The sequence below is a fragment of the Bacteroides sp. An279 genome (assembly GCF_002159615.1).
GTDB lineage: Bacteria > Bacteroidota > Bacteroidia > Bacteroidales > Bacteroidaceae > Phocaeicola > Phocaeicola intestinalis.
This window is the reverse complement of sequence record NZ_NFJA01000027.1, coordinates 15,112-41,291: the sequence shown is the minus strand read 5'-3', so window position 1 is coordinate 41,291 and position 26,180 is coordinate 15,112. Positions and strand designations below refer to the sequence as shown.

The 26,180-nt window shown below is 43.0% G+C and carries 38 protein-coding genes; 37 read left to right on the top strand and 1 reads right to left on the bottom strand.

The window, feature by feature from the left end; all coding sequences use genetic code 11:
• Positions 1-691, bottom strand: a 691-nt coding sequence (locus B5F78_RS06840) for an Rpn family recombination-promoting nuclease/putative transposase (protein ID WP_087406346.1), incomplete at its 3' end; no start/stop codon positions are given.
• A gap of 901 nt (positions 692-1,592) precedes the next feature.
• On the opposite strand from B5F78_RS06840, the gene rpsL reads away from it, so the two are divergent.
• The 37 genes from rpsL to B5F78_RS06655 all read left to right on the top strand — a co-directional run bounded on the left by rpsL (position 1,593) and on the right by B5F78_RS06655 (position 26,136).
• Complete coding sequence (gene rpsL, locus B5F78_RS06835) at positions 1,593-2,000, top strand: 30S ribosomal protein S12 (RefSeq protein WP_022040833.1); 408 nt, start codon at positions 1,593-1,595, stop codon at positions 1,998-2,000.
• 138 nt (positions 2,001-2,138) lie between these two features.
• Positions 2,139-2,615: a 30S ribosomal protein S7 gene (gene rpsG / locus B5F78_RS06830; protein WP_022040834.1), complete on the top strand. Its 477-nt coding sequence runs from the start codon at positions 2,139-2,141 to the stop codon at positions 2,613-2,615.
• Positions 2,616-2,647: 32 nt separating this feature from the next.
• Complete coding sequence (gene fusA / locus B5F78_RS06825) at positions 2,648-4,765, top strand: elongation factor G (protein ID WP_087209585.1); 2,118 nt, start codon at positions 2,648-2,650, stop codon at positions 4,763-4,765.
• A 100-nt stretch (positions 4,766-4,865) separates the two neighbouring features.
• Complete coding sequence (rpsJ, locus tag B5F78_RS06820; RefSeq protein ID WP_005941888.1) at positions 4,866-5,171, top strand: 30S ribosomal protein S10; 306 nt, start codon at positions 4,866-4,868, stop codon at positions 5,169-5,171.
• Positions 5,172-5,191: 20 nt separating this feature from the next.
• A complete protein-coding gene (gene rplC, locus B5F78_RS06815) occupies positions 5,192-5,809 on the top strand; it encodes a 50S ribosomal protein L3 (RefSeq protein ID WP_087209582.1) in 618 nt (205 codons plus the stop codon).
• Positions 5,809-6,438, top strand: coding sequence for a 50S ribosomal protein L4 (gene rplD / locus B5F78_RS06810; RefSeq protein ID WP_022038656.1), 630 nt, complete (start codon positions 5,809-5,811; stop codon positions 6,436-6,438). The genes rplC and rplD overlap by 1 nt, the downstream gene beginning before the upstream one ends.
• 21 nt (positions 6,439-6,459) lie before the next feature.
• A complete protein-coding gene (gene rplW, locus B5F78_RS06805; RefSeq protein WP_087209579.1) occupies positions 6,460-6,753 on the top strand; it encodes a 50S ribosomal protein L23 in 294 nt (97 codons plus the stop codon).
• Between the two features lie 8 nt (positions 6,754-6,761).
• Complete coding sequence (rplB, locus tag B5F78_RS06800) at positions 6,762-7,583, top strand: 50S ribosomal protein L2 (RefSeq protein ID WP_022038658.1); 822 nt, start codon at positions 6,762-6,764, stop codon at positions 7,581-7,583.
• Positions 7,584-7,610: 27 nt separating this feature from the next.
• Positions 7,611-7,880 carry a 30S ribosomal protein S19 gene (gene rpsS / locus B5F78_RS06795; RefSeq protein WP_013618002.1) on the top strand — a complete coding sequence of 90 codons (270 nt, stop codon included), beginning with the start codon at positions 7,611-7,613 and terminating at the stop codon, positions 7,878-7,880.
• Between the two features lie 40 nt (positions 7,881-7,920).
• Positions 7,921-8,328: a 50S ribosomal protein L22 gene (gene rplV / locus B5F78_RS06790; protein ID WP_022038659.1), complete on the top strand. Its 408-nt coding sequence runs from the start codon at positions 7,921-7,923 to the stop codon at positions 8,326-8,328.
• A 6-nt stretch (positions 8,329-8,334) separates the two neighbouring features.
• On the top strand, positions 8,335-9,066 hold the full coding sequence (gene rpsC, locus B5F78_RS06785; RefSeq protein ID WP_022038660.1) for a 30S ribosomal protein S3: 732 nt from the start codon (positions 8,335-8,337) through the stop codon (positions 9,064-9,066).
• Positions 9,067-9,087: 21 nt separating this feature from the next.
• Entirely contained in the window at positions 9,088-9,519 is a 432-nt protein-coding gene (rplP, locus tag B5F78_RS06780) for a 50S ribosomal protein L16 (protein WP_022038661.1), read from the top strand.
• A 7-nt stretch (positions 9,520-9,526) separates the two neighbouring features.
• On the top strand, positions 9,527-9,724 hold the full coding sequence (rpmC, locus tag B5F78_RS06775) for a 50S ribosomal protein L29 (RefSeq protein ID WP_022038662.1): 198 nt from the start codon (positions 9,527-9,529) through the stop codon (positions 9,722-9,724).
• Positions 9,725-9,736: 12 nt separating this feature from the next.
• On the top strand, positions 9,737-9,994 hold the full coding sequence (gene rpsQ / locus B5F78_RS06770; RefSeq protein WP_022038663.1) for a 30S ribosomal protein S17: 258 nt from the start codon (positions 9,737-9,739) through the stop codon (positions 9,992-9,994).
• 2 nt (positions 9,995-9,996) lie between these two features.
• Positions 9,997-10,362 (top strand): 50S ribosomal protein L14, encoded by a 366-nt coding sequence (gene rplN / locus B5F78_RS06765; RefSeq protein WP_022038664.1) that lies wholly within the window; start codon positions 9,997-9,999, stop codon positions 10,360-10,362.
• Positions 10,363-10,385: 23 nt separating this feature from the next.
• Positions 10,386-10,709, top strand: coding sequence for a 50S ribosomal protein L24 (gene rplX / locus B5F78_RS06760; RefSeq protein ID WP_013617995.1), 324 nt, complete (start codon positions 10,386-10,388; stop codon positions 10,707-10,709).
• The gene (gene rplE, locus B5F78_RS06755; RefSeq protein WP_022038665.1) at positions 10,709-11,266 is read left to right on the top strand and encodes a 50S ribosomal protein L5; all 558 of its coding nucleotides are present in this window, start codon (positions 10,709-10,711) and stop codon (positions 11,264-11,266) included. The genes rplX and rplE overlap by 1 nt, the downstream gene beginning before the upstream one ends.
• 6 nt (positions 11,267-11,272) lie before the next feature.
• Positions 11,273-11,572: a 30S ribosomal protein S14 gene (gene rpsN / locus B5F78_RS06750; RefSeq protein WP_022038666.1), complete on the top strand. Its 300-nt coding sequence runs from the start codon at positions 11,273-11,275 to the stop codon at positions 11,570-11,572.
• A gap of 58 nt (positions 11,573-11,630) precedes the next feature.
• Positions 11,631-12,026: a 30S ribosomal protein S8 gene (gene rpsH, locus B5F78_RS06745; RefSeq protein ID WP_022038667.1), complete on the top strand. Its 396-nt coding sequence runs from the start codon at positions 11,631-11,633 to the stop codon at positions 12,024-12,026.
• A gap of 13 nt (positions 12,027-12,039) precedes the next feature.
• The gene (rplF, locus tag B5F78_RS06740) at positions 12,040-12,609 is read left to right on the top strand and encodes a 50S ribosomal protein L6 (protein WP_022038668.1); all 570 of its coding nucleotides are present in this window, start codon (positions 12,040-12,042) and stop codon (positions 12,607-12,609) included.
• A 23-nt stretch (positions 12,610-12,632) separates the two neighbouring features.
• A complete protein-coding gene (rplR, locus tag B5F78_RS06735) occupies positions 12,633-12,974 on the top strand; it encodes a 50S ribosomal protein L18 (protein ID WP_087209576.1) in 342 nt (113 codons plus the stop codon).
• 6 nt (positions 12,975-12,980) lie between these two features.
• On the top strand, positions 12,981-13,496 hold the full coding sequence (gene rpsE / locus B5F78_RS06730; protein ID WP_162608498.1) for a 30S ribosomal protein S5: 516 nt from the start codon (positions 12,981-12,983) through the stop codon (positions 13,494-13,496).
• 11 nt (positions 13,497-13,507) lie between these two features.
• Positions 13,508-13,684 carry a 50S ribosomal protein L30 gene (gene rpmD / locus B5F78_RS06725; RefSeq protein ID WP_022038671.1) on the top strand — a complete coding sequence of 59 codons (177 nt, stop codon included), beginning with the start codon at positions 13,508-13,510 and terminating at the stop codon, positions 13,682-13,684.
• A gap of 23 nt (positions 13,685-13,707) precedes the next feature.
• Positions 13,708-14,154: a 50S ribosomal protein L15 gene (rplO, locus tag B5F78_RS06720; protein WP_022038672.1), complete on the top strand. Its 447-nt coding sequence runs from the start codon at positions 13,708-13,710 to the stop codon at positions 14,152-14,154.
• A 4-nt stretch (positions 14,155-14,158) separates the two neighbouring features.
• On the top strand, positions 14,159-15,502 hold the full coding sequence (secY, locus tag B5F78_RS06715) for a preprotein translocase subunit SecY (RefSeq protein WP_087406345.1): 1,344 nt from the start codon (positions 14,159-14,161) through the stop codon (positions 15,500-15,502).
• Between the two features lie 12 nt (positions 15,503-15,514).
• Positions 15,515-16,312, top strand: coding sequence for a type I methionyl aminopeptidase (map, locus tag B5F78_RS06710; RefSeq protein ID WP_022038674.1), 798 nt, complete (start codon positions 15,515-15,517; stop codon positions 16,310-16,312).
• Between the two features lie 3 nt (positions 16,313-16,315).
• Positions 16,316-16,534: a translation initiation factor IF-1 gene (gene infA / locus B5F78_RS06705; RefSeq protein ID WP_022038675.1), complete on the top strand. Its 219-nt coding sequence runs from the start codon at positions 16,316-16,318 to the stop codon at positions 16,532-16,534.
• 12 nt (positions 16,535-16,546) lie between these two features.
• Positions 16,547-16,663 (top strand): type B 50S ribosomal protein L36, encoded by a 117-nt coding sequence (gene ykgO / locus B5F78_RS06700; RefSeq protein ID WP_087209568.1) that lies wholly within the window; start codon positions 16,547-16,549, stop codon positions 16,661-16,663.
• 36 nt (positions 16,664-16,699) lie between these two features.
• Complete coding sequence (gene rpsM, locus B5F78_RS06695) at positions 16,700-17,080, top strand: 30S ribosomal protein S13 (RefSeq protein ID WP_022038676.1); 381 nt, start codon at positions 16,700-16,702, stop codon at positions 17,078-17,080.
• Positions 17,081-17,091: 11 nt separating this feature from the next.
• Entirely contained in the window at positions 17,092-17,481 is a 390-nt protein-coding gene (rpsK, locus tag B5F78_RS06690; RefSeq protein ID WP_007567382.1) for a 30S ribosomal protein S11, read from the top strand.
• Positions 17,482-17,604: 123 nt separating this feature from the next.
• Complete coding sequence (gene rpsD / locus B5F78_RS06685; RefSeq protein ID WP_022038677.1) at positions 17,605-18,210, top strand: 30S ribosomal protein S4; 606 nt, start codon at positions 17,605-17,607, stop codon at positions 18,208-18,210.
• Between the two features lie 13 nt (positions 18,211-18,223).
• Complete coding sequence (locus B5F78_RS06680; RefSeq protein ID WP_087209566.1) at positions 18,224-19,216, top strand: DNA-directed RNA polymerase subunit alpha; 993 nt, start codon at positions 18,224-18,226, stop codon at positions 19,214-19,216.
• Between the two features lie 3 nt (positions 19,217-19,219).
• Entirely contained in the window at positions 19,220-19,735 is a 516-nt protein-coding gene (gene rplQ / locus B5F78_RS06675; protein WP_022038679.1) for a 50S ribosomal protein L17, read from the top strand.
• A gap of 147 nt (positions 19,736-19,882) precedes the next feature.
• Complete coding sequence (locus B5F78_RS06670; RefSeq protein ID WP_022038680.1) at positions 19,883-20,485, top strand: ribonuclease HII; 603 nt, start codon at positions 19,883-19,885, stop codon at positions 20,483-20,485.
• A gap of 335 nt (positions 20,486-20,820) precedes the next feature.
• Entirely contained in the window at positions 20,821-21,390 is a 570-nt protein-coding gene (locus B5F78_RS06665) for an RNA polymerase sigma factor (protein ID WP_022038682.1), read from the top strand.
• Between the two features lie 65 nt (positions 21,391-21,455).
• Positions 21,456-22,565, top strand: coding sequence for a FecR domain-containing protein (locus B5F78_RS06660; RefSeq protein WP_022038683.1), 1,110 nt, complete (start codon positions 21,456-21,458; stop codon positions 22,563-22,565).
• A 43-nt stretch (positions 22,566-22,608) separates the two neighbouring features.
• Positions 22,609-26,136, top strand: coding sequence for a SusC/RagA family TonB-linked outer membrane protein (locus B5F78_RS06655; RefSeq protein WP_162608497.1), 3,528 nt, complete (start codon positions 22,609-22,611; stop codon positions 26,134-26,136).
• Positions 26,137-26,180: the final 44 nt, after the last annotated feature.

The following is a 26,180-nucleotide window of genomic DNA, read 5'->3' as shown; positions in this document are numbered from 1 at the left end:
GGTAGATTTTCAGGCTTTCTTCGTAGCTGTCGTATTCGGTCTTGGTGAACTTGGCAATCTCAGCGGCTTCGAAGAGTTTGGTGAAGATGCGTTCCTGCAGGGCTTTGGGACGTTCCATCAGGCGTGAGAGGTTGCGCAACACGAAGAGCCATTTCTCGAACATGCCGTTCAGTTCTTCTTCGCTTTTATTGAACTTGGGCATTTCCAGGTAAATGAAAGTCAGCTTGTCATAAAACACTTCTTTGGTCCGGGTGTCCATGAGCTTCACTTCGTGGTGATAGAAATCATCGCTCTGCTCGTCGAAGGTGAAGTTGAGGATGCCGATGACATATACGGCTTTCAGCTTGTAATTCCATTCCCCTTTCTGTCCCTGTTCGCGGATGGGGAAGGTGGCGTAATACAAGCTTCGGTCCTTGAAGAACTGTTGTTCTCCGCGCTGCATTTCTACCAGTATCTTCTCTCCGTTTTCGTTTTCGCAATACACATCGAACACCGCCTTGCGGTCTGCCTCGCCGGTGCCTAAATGCTCCGTATTGAGGTAGGTCAGGTCTTTCACCACTTCTTTTCCGTGCAGGAGGCTGTTGATGAAGCTGATGAGCAGGTCCTTGTTTATTTCGGTGCCGAACAGTTTCTTGAATCCGAAGTCGGTATAGGGGTTGACGTATCTGTCGCTGAGTTCTCTTCTGTCCATAATTGCCGGTGTTTTAGGAATGTAACGTATGCAAATATAGTGTTTTTTTTGTAATTTGCGAAGACTGATTTTTATTTCCTTATGCCTCTGTCTGTTTGTATTTTAAATTCTTATGCAGGCATAAAAGGGTCAGTCATGAAACGAATACATCAAGACGGGAAAAAACACACGAAAACGTATACATCAAGCCAAGAAAAACTTTTTGGAGAAATTCAAAACAGCTTCTTAATTGTCTGATGAAATTTCGTAGGCATTCGAACCAATGCTTGCTGATTGCCATTTTTCCAGATAGTATCATAGCAAGGCGCAGTTGGCTGCGGAAGCCCGCGGATATGGGTGCGTCGGCACATACCATATAAGTCCATCCGTTGTAAGATTATTAATCTTCAGGCTGCAAGATTATTAATCTTACAAGCGGAAGATTATTAATCTTACACCAGGCGAAGTTATCTGCGGCTGTTCCATTTTGCCGTTTCAGTTATCTTTGTGGATTGTGGCAGTCAACTGGAATGACTTGTGAATATATCTTCGTCCTCAAATGAATATATACATGAGATCTAAATATTTATTTAACCTTTTTATGCAATTTTATATCTACGGGAAAGGGATGATTCTTCTCTTGGGACATAGAATCCTGAAAGTCATTGTATAATGATCCGTATTGTCATCTTTGGAGTTTGTGACGGATGTTCTCCGGCTGGGTAAGCTCTATGCCTTTCTCTCTGACTAATCAGTTTGCGGAAAAGAAAGGAGAAAATTTTATCGTTATCAGAATTTTATGCAAAAACAGTTTGTGTATTAAAAAGTTATTTGTAATTTTGCAGCCCGAAATGTATAGTTTCGGCTTGATATAGGAAAACAAAATAAATATAACAATATAAATAATTAAAAATCAAACAAAATGCCTACTATTCAACAGTTAGTAAGAAAAGGAAGAAAGGTTTTGGTTGAGAAGAGTAAATCTCCGGCACTTGACTCATGTCCGCAAAGACGTGGTGTATGTGTGCGTGTTTACACTACAACTCCGAAGAAACCGAATTCTGCAATGCGTAAAGTTGCTCGTGTGCGTCTGACAAACTCTAAGGAAGTGAACTCTTATATTCCGGGAGAAGGCCACAACTTGCAGGAACACTCTATTGTATTGGTACGTGGCGGTCGTGTGAAAGACCTTCCGGGTGTACGTTATCACATCGTTCGTGGCACATTGGATACGGCCGGCGTGGCAGGACGTACGCAAAGACGTTCTAAGTACGGTGCTAAGCGTCCGAAACCGGGACAGGCAGCTCCGGCAGGAAAGGGTAAGAAGTAATATCTGCTGCGGGTATACAGAAAATTATTAATCCGTTTTGGTTTGCAGGAAAGCTTTAAGGTTGAGTAAATGTCTCGGAGGAGGCGTTGAAGAAAACAAAAGGTGCAGCCCCAAACTAAACATTATTATCAAAACAAAATGAGAAAAGCAAAACCTAAAAAACGTATCATTCTTCCGGATCCCGTATTCAACGATCCGAAGGTTTCTAAATTTGTAAACCACTTGATGTATGACGGTAAGAAGAATACTTCTTACGAAATCTTCTACAAAGCATTGGATGTGGTAGGAACAAAGCTTCCGGGCGAAGAAAAATCAGCATTGGAAGTGTGGAAAAAAGCATTGGACAATGTAACTCCTCAGTTGGAAGTGAAGTCTCGCCGTATTGGTGGTGCCACTTTCCAGGTTCCGACTGAGATCCGTCCCGAACGTAAGGAGTCTATTTCAATGAAAAACCTGATCGCTTTTGCACGTAAACGTGGTGGAAAATCGATGGCTGACAAATTGGCTGCTGAAATTCTGGATGCATATAACGAACAGGGCGGTGCTTTCAAGCGTAAGGAAGATATGCACCGTATGGCTGAAGCTAACCGTGCATTTGCTCACTTCAGATTCTAATCAAGTATAATTAATTTAAGAAGGAACAGAAAATGGCTAAACATGATTTGCATTTGACCCGTAACATTGGTATTATGGCTCACATCGATGCCGGTAAAACCACTACTTCAGAACGTATTCTGTTTTATACTGGTTTAACTCACAAAATCGGTGAAGTTCATGATGGTGCTGCTACGATGGACTGGATGGAACAGGAGCAGGAACGTGGTATCACGATTACCTCTGCTGCTACAACCACTTACTGGAATTATGCGGGCAACAAGTATAAGATCAACTTGATCGATACTCCGGGGCACGTGGACTTTACTGCTGAGGTAGAACGTTCGTTGCGTGTGCTGGACGGTGCTGTTGCTACTTATTGTGCCGTAGGTGGCGTTGAGCCGCAGTCGGAAACGGTATGGCGTCAGGCTGACAAGTACAATGTTCCCCGTATCGGTTATGTCAACAAAATGGACCGTTCGGGCGCGGACTTCTTCGAAGTGGTACGTCAGATGAAAGATGTATTGGGCGCTAATCCGTGTCCGGTAGTTGTTCCTATCGGTGCCGAAGAAAACTTCAAGGGATTGGTTGACTTGATCAAGATGAAAGCTATCTATTGGCATGATGAAACCATGGGTGCCGATTATGAGGTAGAGGATATCCCGGCAAACTTGGTTGACGAAGCGAATGAATGGCGCGATAAAATGCTGGAAAAAGTAGCTGAGTTCGACGAAGCTTTGATGGAAAAGTACTTCGATGATCCTTCTACGATTACGGAAGAAGAAATCCTGCGTGCTTTGCGTGCCGGAACTTTGAAGATGGAAATCGTGCCGATGTTGTGCGGTTCTTCGTTTAAGAATAAGGGCGTGCAGACATTGTTGGATTATGTATGTGCATTCTTGCCTTCTCCGTTGGATACTCCGAATATTGTGGGTACAAACCCCTCTACCGGAGCTGAAGAAGACCGTAAGCCGAGCGAAGATGAAAAAACTGCTGCTTTGGCATTTAAGATTGCTACTGACCCGTATGTAGGCCGTCTGACTTTCTTCCGTGTTTATTCTGGTAAGGTTGAGGCAGGTTCTTATATCTACAATTCTCGTTCTGGAAAGAAAGAACGTGTTTCGCGTCTGTTCCAGATGCATTCTAACAAGCAGAATCCGGTAGAGGTAATTAGTGCTGGTGATATTGGTGCTGGGGTAGGTTTCAAAGATATCCGCACCGGTGATACACTGTGTGACGAAACTGCTCCGATCGTATTGGAATCTATGGATTTCCCGGAACCGGTTATCGGTATTGCAGTAGAGCCGAAGACTCAGAAAGATTTGGACAAGCTGTCTAACGGTTTGGCTAAGCTGGCTGAAGAAGATCCGACCTTTACTGTACGCACAGACGAGCAGACCGGTCAGACCATCATCTCGGGTATGGGTGAGCTTCACTTGGATATCATCATCGACCGTTTGAAACGTGAATTCAAGGTTGAATGTAACCAAGGCCGTCCGCAGGTAAACTACAAGGAAGCTATCACAAAGACTGTGGAATTGCGTGAAGTGTATAAGAAGCAGTCGGGTGGTCGCGGTAAGTTTGCCGATATCATCGTTACCGTAGGACCGGTTGACGAAGACTGGACACAAGGTGGATTGCAGTTCATCGATGAGGTGAAAGGTGGTAATGTGCCTAAGGAATTCATTCCTTCTGTACAGAAAGGTTTCCAGACAGCTATGAAGAATGGTGTGTTGGCAGGATTCCCGCTTGACTCTTTGAAGGTTGTGCTGAAAGATGGTTCGTTCCACCCGGTAGACTCTGACCAGCTGTCATTCGAAATCTGTGCCATCCAGGCTTATAAGAACGCTTGCGTGAAGGCAGGTCCTGTATTGATGGAGCCGATTATGAAGCTGGAAGTCGTTACTCCGGAAGAAAATATGGGTGACGTAATCGGTGACTTGAACAAACGTCGTGGCCAGGTAGAAGGTATGGAGACAAGCCGTTCGGGTGCCCGTATCGTGAAGGCGATGGTTCCGCTGGCAGAAATGTTCGGCTATGTAACTGCCTTGCGTACGATTACTTCGGGTCGTGCAACCTCTTCAATGAGTTACGACCATCATGCTCAAGTATCTTCTTCTATCGCTAAGGCTGTTCTGGAAGAAGTGAAAGGCCGTACCGATTTGGTATAATCAAAAAAAATAGCTTGAAGCCTATGGGGGTTAGCGAATGACTCTTAACCCTCATGCTTCATCTTATTGGATAATCATCTATTAATATAATAAAAGGAAAATGAGTCAGAAAATCAGAATTAAATTGAAATCTTACGATCACAACTTGGTAGACAAGTCTGCTGAGAAGATTGTAAAGACTGTAAAAGCTACAGGTGCTATTGTGAGCGGTCCGATTCCATTGCCTACTCATAAGCGTATCTTTACAGTAAACCGTTCGACTTTCGTTAATAAAAAGTCGCGTGAACAGTTCGAATTGTCTTCTTACAAGAGACTGATTGACATCTATAGCTCAACTGCCAAGACAGTGGATGCATTGATGAAATTGGAATTGCCGAGTGGAGTAGAAGTAGAAATTAAAGTTTAATGAATTAAAAATTAACTGAAATGCCAGGATTATTAGGAAAGAAAATCGGAATGACATCCGTTTTCAGTGCTGATGGTAAGAATGTACCATGCACTGTTATCGAAGCTGGTCCCTGTGTAGTTACTCAGATTAAGAGCGTAGAAAAAGATGGCTATGCAGCTGTTCAGTTGGGCTTCCAGGAAATGAAGGAAAAGCATACAACCAAACCGCTGATGGGTCACTTCAAAAAAGCAGGAGTAACTCCCAAGAGACACTTGGCCGAGTTCAAAGATTTCTCAGAAGAATTGAATTTAGGTGACACAATTACCGTAGAACTGTTCAATGATGCTCCGTATGTGGATATAATCGGAACATCGAAGGGTAAAGGTTTTCAGGGCGTCGTTAAACGTCATGGCTTCGGTGGTGTAGGTCAGACTACTCACGGTCAGCACAACCGTGCCCGCAAACCGGGTTCTATCGGTGCATGTTCTTATCCCGCAAAGGTGTTCAAAGGAATGCGCATGGGAGGTCAAATGGGTGGTGGTAGAGTTACTACTCACAACTTGCAAGTATTAAAAGTAATTCCTGAACATAACCTGCTGTTGATTAAGGGCTCTGTTCCAGGTTACAAAGGTTCAATCGTAATAATTGAGAAATAATGGAAGTTAATGTATTAAATATTAAAGGTGAAGATACCGGAAGAAAAGTTGTCTTGAATGACGCCATCTTCGGCATCACTCCGAATGACCACGCTATCTATTTGGCTGTAAAGCAGTACTTGGCTAATCAGCGTCAGGGTACTCACAAGTCAAAAGAAAGAAGTGAAATAAGTGGTTCTACTCGTAAATTGGGCCGTCAGAAAGGTGGCGGTGGTGCACGTCGCGGTGATATCAATTCTCCGCTGTTGGTTGGCGGTGCACGTGTGTTTGGTCCGAAACCTCGTGACTACAGCTTTAAGTTGAACAAGAAAGTGAAATCGTTGGCCCGTAAGTCTGCTTTGTCTTATAAGGCTCAGGCAAATAACATTGTTGTGGTTGAAGACTTCACATTTGAAGCTCCGAAGACAAAAGATTTCGTAAATGTTGTGAATAATCTTAAAGTAGCTGGTAAGAAGTTACTGATGGTTTTGCCGGAAGCAAATAAAAACGTATATTTGTCAGCTCGTAATTTAGAGCGTACAAATTTGGCGATTGCTTCTGCGCTGAATACTTATGTGGTATTGAACGCAGAAACTCTTGTTGTTACAGAGAATGCATTGAAAGCTATCGAGGAAACCTTAATTAAATAATTATAGGAGGCTGAAAGTAATATGGGAATGATTGTTAAACCGTTGGTTACAGAAAAAATGACGGCTATTACAGATAAGATGAACAACCGTTTCGGGTTCATCGTACGTCCGGAAGCCAACAAATTGGAAATTAAGAGTGAAATCGAAGCTTTGTATAATGTGACCGTGTTGGATGTAAACACGATGCGTTATCAAGGGAAAAACAAAACTCGTTATACAAAATCAGGCTTGATCAAAGGTCGCAAGAACGCTTTCAAGAAAGCAATTGTTACCTTGAAAGAAGGCGATACTATTGATTTTTATAGTAATATTTGATATAGAAGATGGCAGTACGTAAATTTAAGCCCACAACACCGGGGCAGAGACACAAAATTATTGGTACTTTTGAAGAGATTACTGCATCGGTACCAGAAAAATCTCTTGTGTATGGAAAGCGTTCTACGGGTGGTCGTAACAACGTAGGTAAGATGACAATGCGCTATATAGGTGGCGGTCATAAGAGAAAATATCGTATCATCGATTTCAAGAGAAACAAAGACGGTGTTCCGGCAGTTGTTAAAACTATTGAATACGATCCGAACCGTTCGGCTCGTATCGCTCTGTTGTTTTACGCTGACGGAGAAAAAAGATATATCATTGCTCCTAATGGATTGCAAGTAGGCAGCACATTGATGTCGGGAGCGGATGCGACGCCTGAGATTGGTAACGCGCTTCCGTTGGATAACATCCCTGTCGGTACTGTAATTCATAACATTGAATTGCGTCCGGGACAAGGAGCTGCACTGGTAAGATCGGCTGGTAATTTTGCTCAATTGACTTCTCGTGAGGGACGTTATTGTGTGGTTAAATTGCCTTCTGGCGAATTGAGACAAATCTTGGGTGCTTGCAAGGCTACTATTGGTAGTGTAGGTAACTCTGACCATGCGTTGGAGTCTTCTGGTAAGGCAGGCCGCTCTCGCTGGTTGGGACGTCGTCCGCACAACCGTGGTGTTGTTATGAACCCTGTTGATCACCCGATGGGTGGTGGTGAAGGACGTCAGTCTGGAGGTCATCCGAGATCACGCAAAGGTTTGTATGCTAAGGGCTTGAAGACAAGATCTCCGAAGAAACAGTCTTCTAAGTATATAATTGAAAGAAGAAAGTAATAACAACTGATTTTAACTGAGAAAATTATGAGTCGTTCATTAAAAAAAGGTCCATATATTAATGTAAAACTGGAAAAGAAAGTGCTTGCCATGAATGAAAGTGGCAAGAAGTCAGTTGTTAAGACGTGGGCCAGAGCTTCAATGATTTCGCCTGATTTCGTTGGGCATACTATTGCAGTTCATAACGGAAATAAATTTATTCCTGTTTATGTTACAGAAAACATGGTGGGACACAAGTTGGGTGAATTTGCCCCGACACGTACATTCCGTGGCCATGCTGGTAACAAGAAAAAATAAACGGACAGGAGCTTTTTGAAATAATAAAAAGTGAAGAATAATGGGAGCAAGAAAAAAAATATCGGCTGAGAAAAGAAAAGAAGCCCGTAAAACCATGTATTTTGCAAAATTGCAAAATGTGCCTACTTCTCCACGTAAGATGCGTCTGGTTGCAGATATGATTCGTGGAATGGAAGTAAATCGTGCACTTGGCGTTTTGAAGTTTTCTTCAAAAGCAGCAGCTGCAAAAGTTGAGAAATTGTTACGCTCTGCTATTGCAAACTGGGAAACGAAAAACGAGCGCAAGGCTGAAGACGGCGAATTGTATGTGACTAAGATTTTTGTTGATGAAGGAGTTACTCTGAAAAGAATGAGACCGGCTCCGCAGGGTAGAGGTTACAGAATTCGCAAACGTTCTAATCATGTGACTCTGTTTGTTGATGCTAAAAATACTAATGATAAAAATTAAACGTAGATGGGACAGAAAGTTAATCCGATAAGCAACCGTTTAGGAATTATCAGAGGATGGGATTCTAATTGGTACGGTGGCAAGAATTATGGTGATGCTTTGCTGGAAGACAGCAAAATTCGTAAATATCTGAATGCCAGACTTGCAAAAGCCAGCGTTTCTAGAATCGTAATCGAACGTACTCTGAAATTGGTGACAATTACTGTATGTACTGCTCGTCCGGGTATTATCATTGGTAAAGGTGGTCAGGAAGTTGACAAGTTGAAAGAGGAGTTGAAGAAGATCACCGATAAAGATATCCAAATCAATATCTTCGAAGTAAAGCGTCCCGAACTTGATGCTGTTATCGTTGCAAACAACATCGCTCGCCAGGTAGAGGGTAAAATCGCTTACCGCCGTGCTATTAAGATGGCTATTGCCAATACGATGCGCATGGGTGCTGAAGGTATTAAGGTTTTGATTTCTGGTCGTTTGAATGGCGCAGAAATGGCGCGTTCTGAAATGTATAAGGAAGGTCGTACACCGTTGCATACTTTCCGTGCAGACATTGATTACTGTCAGGCTGAAGCATTGACAAAGGTCGGTTTGCTGGGCATTAAGGTATGGATTTGCCGGGGTGAGGTTTATGGAAAACGTGAGTTGGCTCCTAACTTTACACAGGCAAAAGAAAACGGCCGTGGCGGAAACGGAAATAACAGTGGCAAGAATTTCCGCAGAAAGAAAAATAACAATCGCTAACGAATTTGAATTTTAGGAATTATGTTACAACCGAAAAAGACAAAATTCAGAAGACAGCAGAAGGGCAGCGCCAAAGGTAATGCACAGCGTGGTCATCAGTTGGCATTTGGTTCTTTTGGAATCAAATCTTTACAGACCAAATGGATTACGGGTCGTCAGATTGAAGCAGCTCGTATTGCTGTAACTAGATATATGCAACGTCAGGGTCAGATTTGGATCCGCATTTTCCCGGACAAACCGATTACTCGTAAGCCTGCTGACGTACGTATGGGTAAAGGTAAAGGTAATCCGGAAGGATTTGTTGCTCCTGTAACTCCGGGTCGTATCCTGATTGAAGTGGAAGGAGTATCTTTTGATGTAGCTAAAGAAGCTTTGCGCCTGGCGGCACAAAAACTTCCTGTGACTACTAAGTTTATTGTTAGACGTGATTACGACGCAAGTCAAAATGCTTAATTGAGATATGAAGATTGCAGAAATTAGAGAAATACCGACCAGTGAATTGGCTGAAAGAATTCAGACAGAAGTGGCTAATTATAACCAAATGGTGTTGAATCATTCAATCTCTCCGTTGGAAAATACTGCACAAATCAGAACTTTGCGTAGAACGATTGCACGGATGAAGACAGAATTGCGTCAGAGAGAACTCAACAACAAATAACAAGGTCTTATTATGGAAGTAAGAAATTTAAGAAAAGAAAGAACTGGTGTTGTGGTTAGCAACAAGATGGATAAGACTGTTACTGTTGCTGCCAAATTTAAGGAGAAACACCCGATTTATGGTAAGTTCGTTTCGAAGACGAAAAAATATCATGCTCATGACGAAAAGAATGAATGTGCTGTAGGTGATACTGTACGCATCATGGAAACTCGTCCTTTGAGTAAGACTAAGAGATGGAGAGTGGTTGAAATAATTGAAAAAGCGAAGTAATTATGATACAAACAGAATCCAGACTTACAGTATGTGATAACAGTGGCGCAAAAGAAGCTCTTTGCATTCGTGTATTGGGCGGAACGAGAAGACGCTATGCTTCTGTAGGAGATGTGATTGTCGTTTCTGTAAAGAGCGTAATCCCATCAAGTGATATTAAGAAAGGTGCAGTATCTAAGGCTTTGGTCGTACGTACTAAGAAAGAAATCCGTCGTGCTGATGGTTCTTATATTCGTTTTGATGACAATGCATGTGTGTTGCTGAACAATGCGGGCGAAATTAGAGGTAGTCGTATCTTTGGACCGGTAGCGAGAGAATTGCGTAGTGTGAATATGAAAGTGGTTTCACTTGCACCTGAAGTACTTTAATTTTGTTAAAAAGTTAAGTCGTAATGAGTAAGTTACATATTAAGAAAGGCGATACAGTTTACGTAAACTCTGGTGAAGACAAGGGTAAAACTGGACGTGTGTTGAAAGTTCTTGTAAAAGAGGGACGTGCAGTGGTTGAGGGTATCAACATGGTATCCAAAAGTACTAAACCGAATGCAAAGAATCCGCAGGGAGGTATTGTGAAACAGGAAGCTCCGATTCACATCTCTAACCTGAATCCGGTTGACCCGAAGACAGGTAAACCGACACGTATTGGTAGAAGAGAAAGTTCTGATGGAAGAACATTTGTTCGTTATGCTAAAAAATCGGGAGAGGAGATTAAATAATGGGTAATACTGCTAGCCTTAAGAAAGAATATGCAGAGCGTATCGCTCCTGCATTGAAGAATCAATTCAAGTATTCTTCGACTATGCAAATTCCTGTACTCAAGAAGATTGTAATCAATCAGGGCTTGGGTATGGCTGTTGCTGATAAGAAAATAATTGATGTTGCCATCAATGAGTTGACTGCTATTACAGGACAGAAAGCAGTGGCAACTGTATCACGCAAAGATATCGCAAACTTCAAATTGCGTAAAAAAATGCCGATTGGTGTGATGGTGACTTTGCGTCGTGAGAGAATGTATGAGTTCCTTGAAAAACTTGTGCGTGTGGCTTTGCCGCGTATCCGTGACTTCAAAGGTATTGAAAGTAAGTTTGACGGTCGTGGTAACTATACCTTGGGTATTCAGGAGCAAATCATTTTCCCGGAAATCAATATCGATAGCATTGCCAAGATTATGGGTATGAATATCACTTTCGTGACTTCTGCTCAGACTGATGAAGAAGGTTATGCATTGTTGAAAGAATTCGGTTTACCGTTTAAAAACGCTAAAAAAGACTGATTAGATATGGCAAAAGAATCAATGAAAGCTCGTGAAGTAAAAAGAGCGAAGCTGGTAGCCAAATATGCAGAAAAACGTGCTGCACTGAAAAAAATTGTCAATTCAGGTGATCCTGTTGCAGCGTTTGAGGCGGCACAGAAATTGCAAAGCCTCCCTAAGAATGCAAATCCGATTCGTTTACACAATCGTTGCAAGCTGACAGGTCGTCCTAGAGGTTACATGCGTCAGTTCGGTATTTCACGTATCCAATTCCGTGAAATGGCATCCAGTGGTTTAATACCGGGTGTAAAGAAGGCAAGTTGGTAATTAGTGTTTATTATTAAATATTGTCAGGGTAGTCCTGATTAATTTAACAATTAGTTTTATGACAGATCCAATCGCAGATTATCTCACAAGGTTGAGAAATGCAATTAGTGCAAAGCACAGAGTGGTGGAAGTACCTGCTTCAAATCTGAAAAAGGAGATTACAAAAATCCTGTTTGACAAAGGTTACATCCTGAATTACAAATTTGTGGAAGATGGTCCTCAAGGTACTATTAAGGTAGCTTTGAAGTATGATGCCGTAAATAAGGTTAATGCTATCAAGAAGCTTGTAAGAGTATCTACTCCAGGTTTGCGTAAGTATACTGGCTATAAGGACATGCCGAGAGTTATTAATGGATTAGGTATTGCTATTATATCTACTTCCAAAGGTGTAATGACAGATAAGGAAGCTTCAGTGTTGAAAATTGGCGGTGAAGTTCTTTGTTATGTATATTAATGGAGGGTAAGCTATGTCAAGAATAGGTAAATTGCCAGTTGTTATCCCTGCCGGAGTTACTGTAACTCTGAAGGATAATGTAGTTAGTGTAAAAGGTCCTAAAGGTGAGTTGAGTCAGTATGTCAATCCCGCTATTGAGGTGACGATTGCAGACGGACATGTGGAGTTGAAAGAAAATGAAAACGCAATGCTTGACGATCTGAAACAACGTCATGCATATCATGGCTTGTATCGTGCATTGGTGCACAATATGGTTGTGGGTGTTTCTGAAGGATATAAGAAGGAATTGGAATTGGTCGGTGTAGGTTACCGTGCGTCAAACAATGGTAATATCATTGACCTCGCTTTAGGATATACGCATAATATCTTTATACAGTTGCCTCCTGAAATTAAGGTGGAAACTAAGTCTGAGAGAAATAAGAACCCTCTTATTATATTGGAATCTTGTGACAAGCAGCTGCTTGGTCAGGTGTGTGCAAAAATACGTTCTTTCCGTAAGCCTGAACCTTATAAAGGAAAAGGTATTAAGTTTGTTGGTGAAGAAATTCGTAGAAAGTCTGGTAAGTCGGCTGGCGCTAAATAATTCACATTAAATCGTATAATATTATGACAACAAAAATAGAAAGACGAATCAAGATTAAATATAGAGTACGTAACAAGATTTCAGGTACTCCGGAACGTCCTCGTATGAGCGTGTTCAGAAGCAACAAGCAAATCTATGTTCAGGTGATTGATGATTTGAGCGGCAAGACTTTGGCGGCAGCTTCTTCTTTGGGAATGGCTGCAATGCCTAAGAAAGAACAGGCTGCCAAGGTTGGTGAACTGATTGCAAAGAAAGCCCAGGAAGCTGGTATTACGGCTGTTGTATTTGACCGTAATGGCTACTTGTATCATGGGAGAGTAAAAGAGGTAGCTGATGCTGCTCGTAACGGTGGACTTAAATTTTAATGGATTATGGCAATTAATAATAGAGTTAAGATCACTAACGATATAGAATTAAAGGACAGACTGGTAGCCATTAATCGTGTAACGAAGGTTACGAAAGGTGGTAGAACTTTTAGTTTTGCTGCTATCGTGGTGGTAGGAAATGAAGACGGCATCATTGGTTATGGTCTTGGTAAAGCTGGTGAAGTGACAGCTGCAATTGCTAAGGGTGTGGAAGCCGCTAAGAAGAATCTGACTCGTGTGCCTGTATTGAAAGGTACTGTGCCTCACGAACAGACTGCAAAGTTTGGTGGTGCTGAAGTATTTATCAAACCGGCTTCGACAGGTACAGGAGTAGTTGCCGGAGGTGCAATGCGTGCTGTATTGGAAAGCGTAGGTGTGACAGATGTTTTGGCTAAGTCTAAAGGATCTTCCAATCCTCATAACTTGGTAAAGGCTACTATTTTGGCACTCAGTGAAATGCGTGATGCCTGTATGGTTGCTCAAAACAGAGGTGTAAGTTTGGATAAAGTATTTAGAGGATAAGGAGGTTTTACATGTCAACTATTAAGATTAAGCAAGTTAAAAGTAGAATAGGTGCTCCTGCCAATCAAAAAAGAACGTTGGATACCTTGGGACTTCGTAAATTGAATCAAGTGGTTGAGCGTGAAGCTACTCCTTCTGTTCTGGGTATGGTTGAAAAGGTGAGACATCTTGTTACAATCGTTAAGTAATAATTAATAAAGAATTTTGCGATATGAATTTAAATAGTTTACGTCCAGCAGCAGGTTCTACTAAGACAAGAAAAAGAATAGGCCGTGGTCCGGGTTCTGGTTTGGGTGGAACTTCTACAAGAGGACATAAAGGTGCAAAATCAAGATCGGGTTATTCTAAGAAGATTGGTTTTGAAGGAGGGCAGATGCCTCTCCAGCGCCGTGTGCCTAAATTTGGTTTCAAGAATATTAACCGTGTTGAATATAAAGCTATTAATCTTAGTGTAATTCAAGAGCTGTCAGCTGCAAAAAATTTGTCTAAAGTAGGCATTAATGAGCTGATTGAGGCGGGTTTTGTTTCTTCTAATCAATTAGTGAAAGTTCTTGGTAACGGTAGTTTAACTACTAAACTCGAAGTAGAAGCACATGCTTTTTCCAAGAGTGCAGTAGCTGCAATCGAAGCCGTTGGTGGTAATGCAGTAAAACTCTGATTCAATGAGAAAATCTATTGAAACATTAAAGAACATATGGAATATTGGGGATCTGAGAAAACGGATCCTCATTACTATATTGTTTGTCGCAATCTACAGATTCGGTTCGTATGTGGTTCTTCCAGGTATCAACCCAGATATGTTGTCAAAGTTGCATGAACAAACAAGTGAAGGTCTTCTTGCTTTGTTAAACATGTTCTCTGGTGGAGCTTTTTCCAATGCTTCTATTTTTGCATTGGGAATTATGCCGTACATCTCTGCATCCATTGTGATTCAGTTGTTGGCGATTGCAGTTCCTTATTTCCAGAAACTACAGCGTGAAGGTGAAAGTGGGCGTCGGAAAATCAATCAGTATACTCGAATTCTGACTATATTCATTTTGATTTTTCAGGCTCCTTCTTATCTGATTAACTTGAAAATGCAGGCAGGTCCGGCTCTTAATGCTTCATTAGATTGGACTTTCTTTATTATTACTTCTACCATCATTTTGGCAGCCGGAAGTATGTTTATTTTATGGTTAGGTGAACGAATCACAGATAAAGGTATCGGAAACGGAATCTCCTTAATAATTATGATTGGAATTATAGCCCGTCTTCCGCAAGCCTTTTCCGGTGAGTTCGTATCACGTCTTGCTTCTCCAGGAGCAGGGGGTATTATCATGTTCTTGCTTGAAATTATCGTGCTGATTTTGGTAATAGCTGCTGCTATCCTTCTGGTGCAAGGAGTCCGTAAAATACCAGTGCAATATGCAAAACGTATTGTCGGGAACAAACAATATGGTGGTGCAAGACAATACATTCCTTTGAAGGTGAATGCTGCAAATGTGATGCCGATTATCTTTGCGCAAGCAATAATGTTCATTCCTATAACTGTTATCGGTTTTTCGAATGTTGCTTCGGCAAGTGGAATTGCCCGTGCTTTCGTTGATCATACCAGTTTTTGGTATAATTTGGTTTTTGCTATTTTGATTATTGTATTTACGTGGTTTTATACAGCAATCACGATTAATCCGAATCAGATGGCAGAGGACATGAAACGGAATAATGGCTTCATCCCAGGTATTAAGCCGGGTAAAAGTACGGCTGATTATATTGATATGATTATGACACGTATCACTTTGCCTGGTTCGTTGTTTTTGGCACTTATCGCTATCCTTCCTGCTTTTGCCGGTATTTTCGGTGTGCAGGCAGAGTTTGCGCAATTCTTCGGTGGAACATCTCTGTTGATTCTTGTAGGTGTTGTACTTGATACTTTACAGCAAGTAGAAAGTCATTTATTGATGCGCCATTATGACGGTCTTCTCACTTCGGGAAGAATAAAAGGCCGTTCCGGCGTTGCTGCATATTAATTTGCATTCAATATGATATTTCTAAAGACTGATGATGAAATAGAACTGTTACGCCAAAGTAATCTCCTTGTGGGGAAAACTTTGGCTGAACTGGCTAAACTAATCAAGCCGGGTGTGACTACGAAGCAACTGGATAAAGTTGCTGAAGAGTTTATTAGAGACCATGGAGCTGTTCCTACTTTTAAAGGATTTCCGAATCCTTATGGAGGTCCGTTTCCTGGTTCTATCTGCACTTCGGTGAACGAGCAGGTAGTGCATGGCATTCCCAATGATATTCCTTTGAAAGAAGGTGATATAATTTCGGTTGATTGTGGAACTTACATGAATGGATATTGTGGTGATTCTGCATATACGTTTTGTGTAGGGGAAGTTGCTCCGGAGATTGTTGCCTTATTGAAAACGACAAAGGAAGCTTTGTACAAAGGTATTGAAAATGCTGTACATGGAAAACGGTTAGGTGATATCGGATATGCTATCCAGCAGCACTGTGAAGCCCAATCTTATGAAGTGGTCCGCGAGTTTGTCGGGCATGGCATAGGAAAGGAGATGCATGAAGATCCTCCTGTCCCTAATTATGGAAAAAGGGGCACAGGCACTTTGTTGAAGAAAGGTATGTGTATCGCTATCGAGCCTATGATAACTTTGGGTAGTCGGAAAATCGTAATGGAAAATGACCGTTGGACTGTCCGTACGATGGATCGTAAGTGTGCCGCACATTTTGAGCACACCGTAGCTGTAGGATTAGGGAAAGCTGATATTTTATCATCATTTGATTATATAGAAGAGGTATTGAAAAATAAAGAGAATTAATATATGGCAAAACAGGCTGCAATAGAACAAGATGGAGTAATCGTAGAGGCATTGTCAAACGCAATGTTCCGTGTAGAGCTGGAAAACGGGCATGAAATAACTGCTCATATATCTGGCAAGATGAGAATGCATTACATTAAAATTTTACCGGGTGACAAGGTTCGTGTGGAAATGTCTCCTTATGACCTGTCCAAAGGAAGAATCGTTTTTAGATACAAATAAAATAATATAGATATGAAAGTAAGAGCATCATTAAAAAAACGTACGCCGGATTGCAAAATCGTGAGACGTAAGGGCCGTTTGTATGTTATTAATAAGAAAAATCCTAAGTATAAACAACGTCAAGGATAATTTATTATTATTTTTGCAGAAAAAATAATTTAGTATATGGCTATAAGAATAGTTGGTGTAGATTTACCTCAGAACAAGAGAGGTGAGATTGCGTTGACATACATTTATGGTATCGGACGCAGTAGTTCAGCAAAAATTTTGGACAAGGCAGGTGTTGATCGTGATCTGAAAGTAAAAGATTGGACAGACGATCAGGCAGCAAAGATTCGTGAGATCATCGGTGCTGAATATAAGGTGGAAGGTGATTTGCGCTCAGAAATCCAGTTGAACATTAAGCGATTAATGGATATCGGATGCTATCGCGGTGTTCGTCACCGTTTAGGTCTTCCTGTAAGAGGTCAGAGCACTAAGAACAATGCTCGTACACGTAAGGGAAGAAAGAAAACTGTTGCAAATAAGAAAAAAGCTACTAAATAATAATTGTTGATATGGCAAAAAAAACAGTCGCAGCTAAAAAAAGAAATGTGAAAGTAGATGCTAACGGACAGTTGCATGTGCATTCATCATTCAACAACATCATCGTTTCTTTGGCAAACAGTGAAGGTCAGATTATTTCATGGTCTTCAGCCGGTAAGATGGGATTTAGAGGTTCTAAGAAGAACACTCCTTATGCAGCTCAGATGGCTGCTCAAGATTGCGCAAAAGTAGCGTATGATCTTGGTTTGAGAAAAGTGAAAGCTTATGTGAAGGGTCCTGGAAACGGACGTGAGTCTGCTATTCGTACGGTACACGGTGCTGGAATTGAAGTTACAGAAATTATTGATGTAACTCCATTGCCTCATAACGGTTGTCGTCCTCCGAAAAGAAGAAGAGTATAATTTTTGATAACCTAATTTAAAGTGTAACTTGATTTTGTTAGATACATGGATTGCATTTCCTTTCTGTAATCGCGGCTGCAACAAATTGAGTTCATGAATAACAATTAATTTAAATTAAAGAAAATGGCTAGATATACTGGACCAAAAACAAGAATTGCACGTAAATTTGGTGAAGCGATTTTTGGAGCTGATAAAGTTTTGTCAAAGAAAAATTATCCTCCTGGACAACATGGGAATAATCGTCGCAGAAAGACGTCTGAATATGGTGTCATGTTGGCAGAAAAGCAGAAGGCTAAATATACTTATGGTGTATTGGAAAAACAATTCCGTAATATGTTTGAAAAGGCTGCAAGCATGAATGGTATTACTGGTGAAATCTTGCTGCAAAGTCTTGAGTGCCGTTTGGATAATGTGGTGTTCCGTTTGGGTATCGCTCCGACTCGTGCTGCCGCTCGCCAATTGGTAGGTCATAAACATATTACAGTAGACGGCAAGGTAGTAAACATCCCTTCTTATTCTGTAAAGCCTGGTCAATTGGTTGGTGTTCGTGAAAAATCTAAGTCTCTGGAAGTTATTGCAAACTCATTGGCTGGATTCAATCACAGCAAATATCCTTGGTTGGAATGGGATGAGAACTCTAAGACAGGAAAATTGTTGCATAAACCTGAGAGAGCTGACATTCCTGAAAACATTAAAGAACACTTGATCGTAGAATTGTACTCTAAATAAAATAATTAATTTCATGGCGATATTAGCATTTCAAAAACCTGATAAAGTCTTAATGTTGGAAGCGGATTCTAAATATGGGAAGTTTGAATTCCGTCCGCTTGAACCCGGTTTCGGTATTACCGTTGGTAATGCTTTACGCCGTATTCTTCTCTCTTCTCTGGAAGGTTATGCCATTAACACAATTCACATAGAAGGTGTTGAGCATGAATTTGCAACCGTTCCCGGTGTGAAGGAAGATGTGACTAACATTATCTTGAATCTGAAGCAAGTTCGATTCAAGCAAATAGTTGAGGAATTCGAAAATGAAAAGGTTAGCATTACCGTTGAGAATTCTACTGAATTTAAGGCAGGTGATATTGGTAAGTATTTGACCGGATTTGAAGTGTTAAATCCTGAATTAGTTATTTGCCATTTAGATTCAAAAGCAACTATGCAGATAGATCTTACAATCAACAAAGGTCGTGGTTATGTTCCGGCTGATGAAAACCGGGAATTCTGTACCGATGTGAATGTAATTCCTATCGATTCTATTTACACTCCGATTCGTAATGTCAAATATGCGGTGGAAAACTACCGTGTAGAACAGAAGACCGACTATGAAAAGCTGGTATTGGAGATTACGACGGATGGTTCCATTCACCCGAAAGAAGCGCTGAAAGAAGCTGCAAAGATTCTGATTTATCACTTCATGTTGTTCTCTGACGAGAAGATTACACTCGAAACGGCAGATGCTGACGGCAATGAAGAATTTGATGAAGAAGTTTTGCACATGCGCCAGTTGCTGAAGACCAAGTTGGTTGATATGGACTTGTCAGTCCGTGCATTGAACTGCTTGAAGGCTGCCGATGTGGAAACACTGGGCGATTTGGTACAGTTCAACAAGACCGATTTGTTGAAGTTCCGCAACTTCGGTAAGAAATCGCTCACGGAGCTTGATGATTTGCTCGAGAGTCTGAATCTGTCGTTTGGAACAGATATTTCTAAGTATAAATTAGATAAAGAATAAAAAATGAGACACAATAAGAAATTTAACCATTTAGGTCGTACTGCTTCTCACAGACACGCTATGTTGTCTAATATGGCATGTTCTCTGATTAAGCACAAAAGAATCACTACGACTGTTGCGAAGGCTAAAGCTTTGAAGAAATACGTAGAACCGTTGATTACTCGTTCAAAAGACGATACAACTAATTCACGTCGTGTAGTATTCAGCTATTTGCAAGACAAATATGCCGTTACTGAACTCTTCAAGGAAATCTCTGTAAAGGTTGCAGATCGTCCGGGAGGTTATACCCGTATTATCAAAACCGGTCACCGTTTGGGAGATAACGCTGAAATGTGCTTTATCGAACTGGTTGACTATAATGAGAACATGGCTAAGACTGCTGCTAAAAAAGCAACTCGCACCCGTCGTTCTAAGAAGTCTGCATCTGCTGCTGCCGCTGAAGCACCTGCTGCTGAAGCTACTACAGCCGAAGCACCTGTTGCTGAAGCTACTACAGAGGAAGCCCCTAAAGCTGAATAATTCTGTAAATGCAATATAAAAAGAGGCCGGAATCTTTTCAGATTCCGGTTTTTTTGTTTTTTGGCGTAAATGCCTCTGTTGCTCTGAACTGGTACTTGTGTCTGTTTGCAGAAGCAACATTTATGAAGTGAAAGGAGAATGTACACGATGTTATTACCTTATTTACATAAAGATTTGATAGAGGCCGGATGTGATGAAGCAGGGCGAGGATGCCTTGCCGGTGCTGTGTATGCGGCTGCTGTGATTTTACCGTCCGGCTATCAGAATGAGTTGTTGAATGACTCGAAGAAGCTGACAGAACGTCAACGGTATAAGTTGCGTGACATTATTGAGAGCGATGCTTTAGCATGGGCAGTAGGGGTAGTCTCACCCGTAGAGATTGATCAAATCAATATCTTGAATGCGTCTTTTCTTGCTATGCACAGAGCAGTGGAACAGCTTGCCATTCGTCCGCAACATCTGTTGATTGACGGAAATCGTTTCAATCCTTATCCGGGCATTCCTCATACGACAGTTGTCAAGGGTGACGGAAAATACTTGTCTATTGCCGCTGCTTCCATCTTGGCTAAAACCTATCGTGATGATTATATGAACTGTTTGGATAAGGAATATCCGATGTATGACTGGAAGGGCAACAAGGGATACCCGACAAAGAAACATCGGGAGGCTATCCGGCTGTATGGTACGACTCCTTATCATCGGATGACTTTCAATCTTTTGGGTGATGGTCAGTTGTCATTTGATTTTTGAATTTACTGTTGGGCTATCTTTTGGATTTGCCCGAACAGAAAATGAGGAACATATAGTAGTAAACTCCGGCGTCTAAGTATCATTGCTTCTATGGTCAAGTATTATAGGATACTTTGCCATTTATTATAGGATACTTTGCCTTTTATCATTGCTTCTATAACTGTTGAAGCATAGCTATCATTGCAAAAGCATAATTGGATGGGGGTATTCATTTTGATTTTTTTACAATTTGTCCCTTCTTTTTAAAATAATTATCCATAGATGTTGCTTAATTGGCTAAAAAACGTTTATTTTGTCACCGTTTTTATGGTGGTTGTTAATATTGGGATAGAAAAATGAACGATGGCTTGCCTTTGGATATATCTACGTGGGATGAGTCTTGTATGAAGCGTTTTATACGAGACAATTCTGCTTTGTTTTATGCTTTTGCCAGTCGCTATGTCAATAATCCGGATCTTGTTGACGATTTCTTGCAAGAAGCTTATGTAAAACTTTGGACTCACCGGAAGACAATCGGCAAAGTCAGCTCCGTGCAAAATTATTTTTATTCGATACTTCGGAATACCATCATTGATAAATGGACGTATTTCACTGCGGGTGAGAACGAACGGAGTCTGGATGATTATATGGAGGTGTCTTCCAATGAATCTTTTGTACAGCATATCATCGAAGCTGAAAGTTCACACTTGATTGCTGCGGCAATCCATAAACTGTCTCCTCAGAGCCGGCGCATTATCTTGATGAGTATGGACGGGAAGACAATGCCCGAAATCGCCGATGCCCTGCATATTTCCATTAATACAGTGAAGACCTTGAAATATCGTGCCATCAAGCAGCTTGCATCTTCGCTTTCGAAAGAGGACTTTCTTCCTCTCTTATTACTTTTATATTCTTCCATGTGTTAAAATCGTAATGCTTTGTCATACTTTTGGCGCATATTGACCGTCTATTGTAATAAAGAGACGAAAATATGTGTCAAAATAATAAAGATATATCCCATTTGATTGCTCAACGGATTTTAGAAGTCCCTTTGAGCGAGGAAGACAATCGCCGTTTGGATGAATGGTTGCGGGCTTCGGAAGAAAACCGGAACCTGTACGAGCAGATTCGTAGTAAACAATTGGCGAGGCTTATTCTCCGTTTGCAACACGAAGATTATGGAGAAAAAATGGCAGACCGCTTTTCGCGTCAGGTATTCGGCAGGCAACGGCGCATCCGCTTACTTCGGTGGGGAAGTGTGGCTGCTATGTTTGTGTTGCTTTTTTCGCTTTCTTTTTATTTTTGGGGCGAGCATGAGCAGCAACAGATTTTTCCTGGTAAAGGCGGAGCGGTGTTGACTTTGGCAGACGGAAGGCAGTTTGATATTGCAGATGTCGACCGTCAGGTGGTGGATGAATTGGTAACATCGGTTTCGTTGGATATCAAGTCTGATACTGTTCCTTATAATACGTTGACGGTCGAAGCCGGTCAGGAGTATGTATTCCGTTTGCCCGACAGCACACAGGTATGGATTAACTCCGAGTCGGAACTACGCTTCCCGGTCACTTTTACCAAGGGTGAGGAACGGAAAGTCTATTTAAAAGGTGAGGCATTTTTTGATGTGACGAAGGACCGCCGGCATCCGTTTGTCGTGTCTTTAGACGAGGGAGCTATTCGTGTGTATGGTACTCGTTTCAATGTTTCCAGTTATGCAGGCGAGCCTTTGTCGGCAGTGTTGGTCGAAGGCAATGTCGGTTTTCAGCCGTCAGAAGGAGAAGAAGTCCGGTTGCATCCTTCCGAGCGTTTGGAATATGATGCAGCTTCGGGAGAAGTAGCGGTGCATCCGGTCGATGTTTCCCAGTATGTGGCGTGGGTCAACCATCAGTTTGTATTCCACGGTGAGACATTGGAGGAAATTATGACAACCTTGTCGCGTTGGTATGACTTTACCCCTGTATTCACTTCCGATGCTGTGCGTCATGTCCGGCTTTCGGGGCGTTTGTATCGTTACGATGATATCCGTATTTTGTTAGACAGTTATGAAAAGACTTCGGGACTGAAGTTTAAGTTGCAAGGCAAACGCATCATCATTTCCGAATAATCAGTTGATAATATATATAGTGATAAAAAAGTAGAGAATGCTTATGAAACGAATCGTTAATTGTTTTTGTGCTTTGATGCTGGGAGGTGCTTTGGCTTTTCCGGCTTCGCTGCTGGCACAGGCGCTTTCTGTCCGCATCGAACGGGGAACGCTGGACCAGGCTTTCCAACAAATTATGCGGAACAGTGATATCCAGCTGGTGTATAACACCGATGTAGCTGCACATATCCGCTGTCGGGCGCAGGTGTTCCGGGAAAAGGATATTACCGAAATATTGGACGCATTGTTGGCTAATACTTCCTTGACTTATACAGAGAAAAACGGTATCTATACTATCGTTTCCAAACCGAAGACCTCCCAAGGTGCGCAGGCAAGGGCTGCCGTGTCGGGACAGGTGCTTGACGAAGGAGGAGAGCCGGTCATCGGTGCCTCGGTTTTGCTGAAAGGAACCCGTAAGGGTATGATTACCGATATGGACGGACGTTTTGCCATTCCGGGCGTGAGCGGCAGTAAGGCGACGGTGGTGATTTCTTTCTTGGGCAAGAAGACCATCGAGGCGGATGTGGAACCGGGTTCGAATACGGTCTTTACCCTGAAAGATGACGACACGATGTTGAATGAAGTGGTCGTGACCGGTTATCAGGACATTGCCAAGGAGAAAATGACAGGTTCGGTTGCCATTGTCCGCGCCGAAGATTTGCAGACTCGCTATACGCCGAATATCTTGAACAACCTGGAAGGTCGTGTGGCTGGTTTGAGCACGCAGGATGGCAAGATAACCATTCGTGGTACCAGTTCGTTGTATGCCGAGACCAATCCGTTGCTGGTAGTGGACGGCGTGCCTATCGAGGGAAGGATAGAAGACTTGAACCCTTACGACATCGAAAGTGTCAATGTCCTGAAGGATGCTGCCGCAACGGCCATTTACGGTGCGCGGGCTTCCAATGGTATCATTGTCATCACGACCAAGAGCGCGAAGGAGAAAGGGAAGATTGACATTGATTTTTCCACCAACCTGACCATTTGGGAAAAGAAAAACATGGATTATGCCGATAACTTCTACCTCACTCCCGAACAGCAGGTAGACATCGAGTCGGACTACTGGAATTATTATTTCTTCGATAACGACGGTGAAGTTGCCGACCCGTTGGAGAGTACGTATCAGACAATCGAGGGTGGATCGAGTGCCATCTCTCCCATTCAGTATGCTTATTACCGGCTGGCACAGGGCGAAATCACCAATCAGGAATTGAATGACTATTTGAATGGCTTGAAGAAGAACAATTTTGCCAAGGAATATGGCGACAACATCTACAAGCAGCAGATTCTGCAACAATACAACCTGTCGCTGCGCAGCCGTTCCGACAAGTTCCAGAGCAACTTGACGCTGAATTACAAGTTCGACAACAGCGGGCAGATTCATTCCGACAAGAGTTCGCTCAACATCAATTACAAGGGGAGCTACGACGTGGCTTCCTGGCTGACGGCCACTTTCAATATCAACGGCATCTATGACAAGAGTGTCGGTCCGGGTGAGGATTATAATTCGCAGCACACCAACCCGTGGGCGGTTCCTGCCTACGAACGGATGTACAACGACGATGGTTCCGCCAATCTGTTTTATTATTGGTATGATGGAAACCCTTATTGGAGCAGCAAGGGTGCCGAAGGTTTTCACGACCTGGGTGTGAACATCAAGGACGAATTTTATAACAACACGTTGACCACCCGCCGCCAGCATCTCCGTTATCACGGCGATTTGCTGTTCAAGATTATCAAGGGATTGACCGCCAATGCGCAGTTCATCTACGAGACCGACCGGACACAAGAAGATTGGTTGGCCAACGAGGCGAGCCACGCGGCACGTAGCATCCGCAATGCCTATACGCAGGTAGGAGCCGACGGGAAAGTCACCTACATGACGCCGGAGAACGGGGGCATGCTGCGTTCCACCAATACTTACGGACGTTATTGGACAGCCCGCGGACAGCTGAATTATGCCAATACCTTTGGCAAGCATTACGTGGCAGCCATTGCCGGTCTGGAGTTCCGCCAGACGAAGTCGAACGGTTCGAAAGCCCTCGTCCTGGGCTACGATGACCAGTTGCAGAACAGCTCCACGCACACGGTGGACCTCGGCACGATGAGCACGATGAGATACAACAGCTACTACATGCAGCTGGCAGGAGGTTATCCCTCGCAGCAGTTTGTGTTCAATCCTTACTTCCGTGACGGCATGGGAGTGGTGATAGAGCAGTTCCACCGCTATGCTTCCGGCTATTTCACCCTGAGCTACACGTACGACGACCGTTACAATGTCTTCGGCTCGTTCCGCAAGGACTATGCCGATGTCTACGGGTTGAACGCCAAATACCGTGGCCGTCCGTTGTGGTCGGTCGGTGCGGGCTGGAACCTCCATCAGGAAGAGTTCCTGAAGCCGGTGGACTGGATTAACTTCTTGAAGCTGCGTGTTAGCTACGGTGTGACGGGTAACATCTACCAGGGTGCCACCAGCTATATGACCGCCACGTCGACCGAAGTGAACAAATATACCAATCTGCCCTACGGGTCGATAGAAAGCCCTGCCAATCCGAACCTGAAGTGGGAACGCAACACCACCACGAACGTCGGCGTCGACTTCTCGTTCTTCAACAACCGCCTGCAGGGGTCGCTGGACTTCTATAACAAGATGGGTACCGACATCTTCGCGCCGCGCCAGCTCGACCCGACCACCGGATTCACCTCGATGTACTACAACACGGCGAGCATCCGCAACCGCGGTATGGAACTGGCCCTCAGCTACAACTGGTTCGTGCCCCATCGCCGCCGTGCCTTCGGATGGACCACCAATTTCACGATGTCCTATAACAAGAACGTGGTGACCGACGTGCAGAACCCTGCCACTTCGGCCTACCAGCTTATCAATACCCCGTACATGACCGGTTATCCGTCCAGTGCCCTGTGGTCGTACCGCTTTGCGGGCATCAGTGACGTGCCGGGCGAGAAAGGGCAGACGCTGTGGTACGTGGAAGACGGAGGAACCTCGCATACAGCGACTAGCCGTAGCATCAGCATCCTGGAATATTCCGGGCAGACCGAACCGAAGACCATCATGGGCATGGAAAACCGCTTTACATGGAACGGCTTCAGCCTGAGTGTGCTGATGGCTTATTATGGCGGACACAAGATGCGTGCCTTGGCAGAATCCGAAATCATGGGTGGCGTGCCTTACCAGGCTCTACCCAGCTATTTCGCCAATGCCTGGACGCCGGAACATCCCACCAACACGCCGGGCATCGGACGTTATAGCTCTACTGCTTTGGGCTCGGAACCGTCGTATAGCGACATCTCCGTGCGCAATGCCGATTTCTTGAAAATCCGCAACATCGTGTTCGGCTACGAGTTCCCGGCTTCGTGGATGCGCCACCTGGGCATCAACCGTCTTGTCCTCAGCTTCCAGATAGACAATCCCCACTACCTGTGGGTGAAGAACAAGGTGGGCGTCGACCCCGAGACCTTGGGCATCCGCCAGCCGAGCTCGTTCATCTTCGGACTGAACGTGAACCTGTGACAACTTGTGACAAACAGCTTGTGAAACCATAAAAAGACAATGAA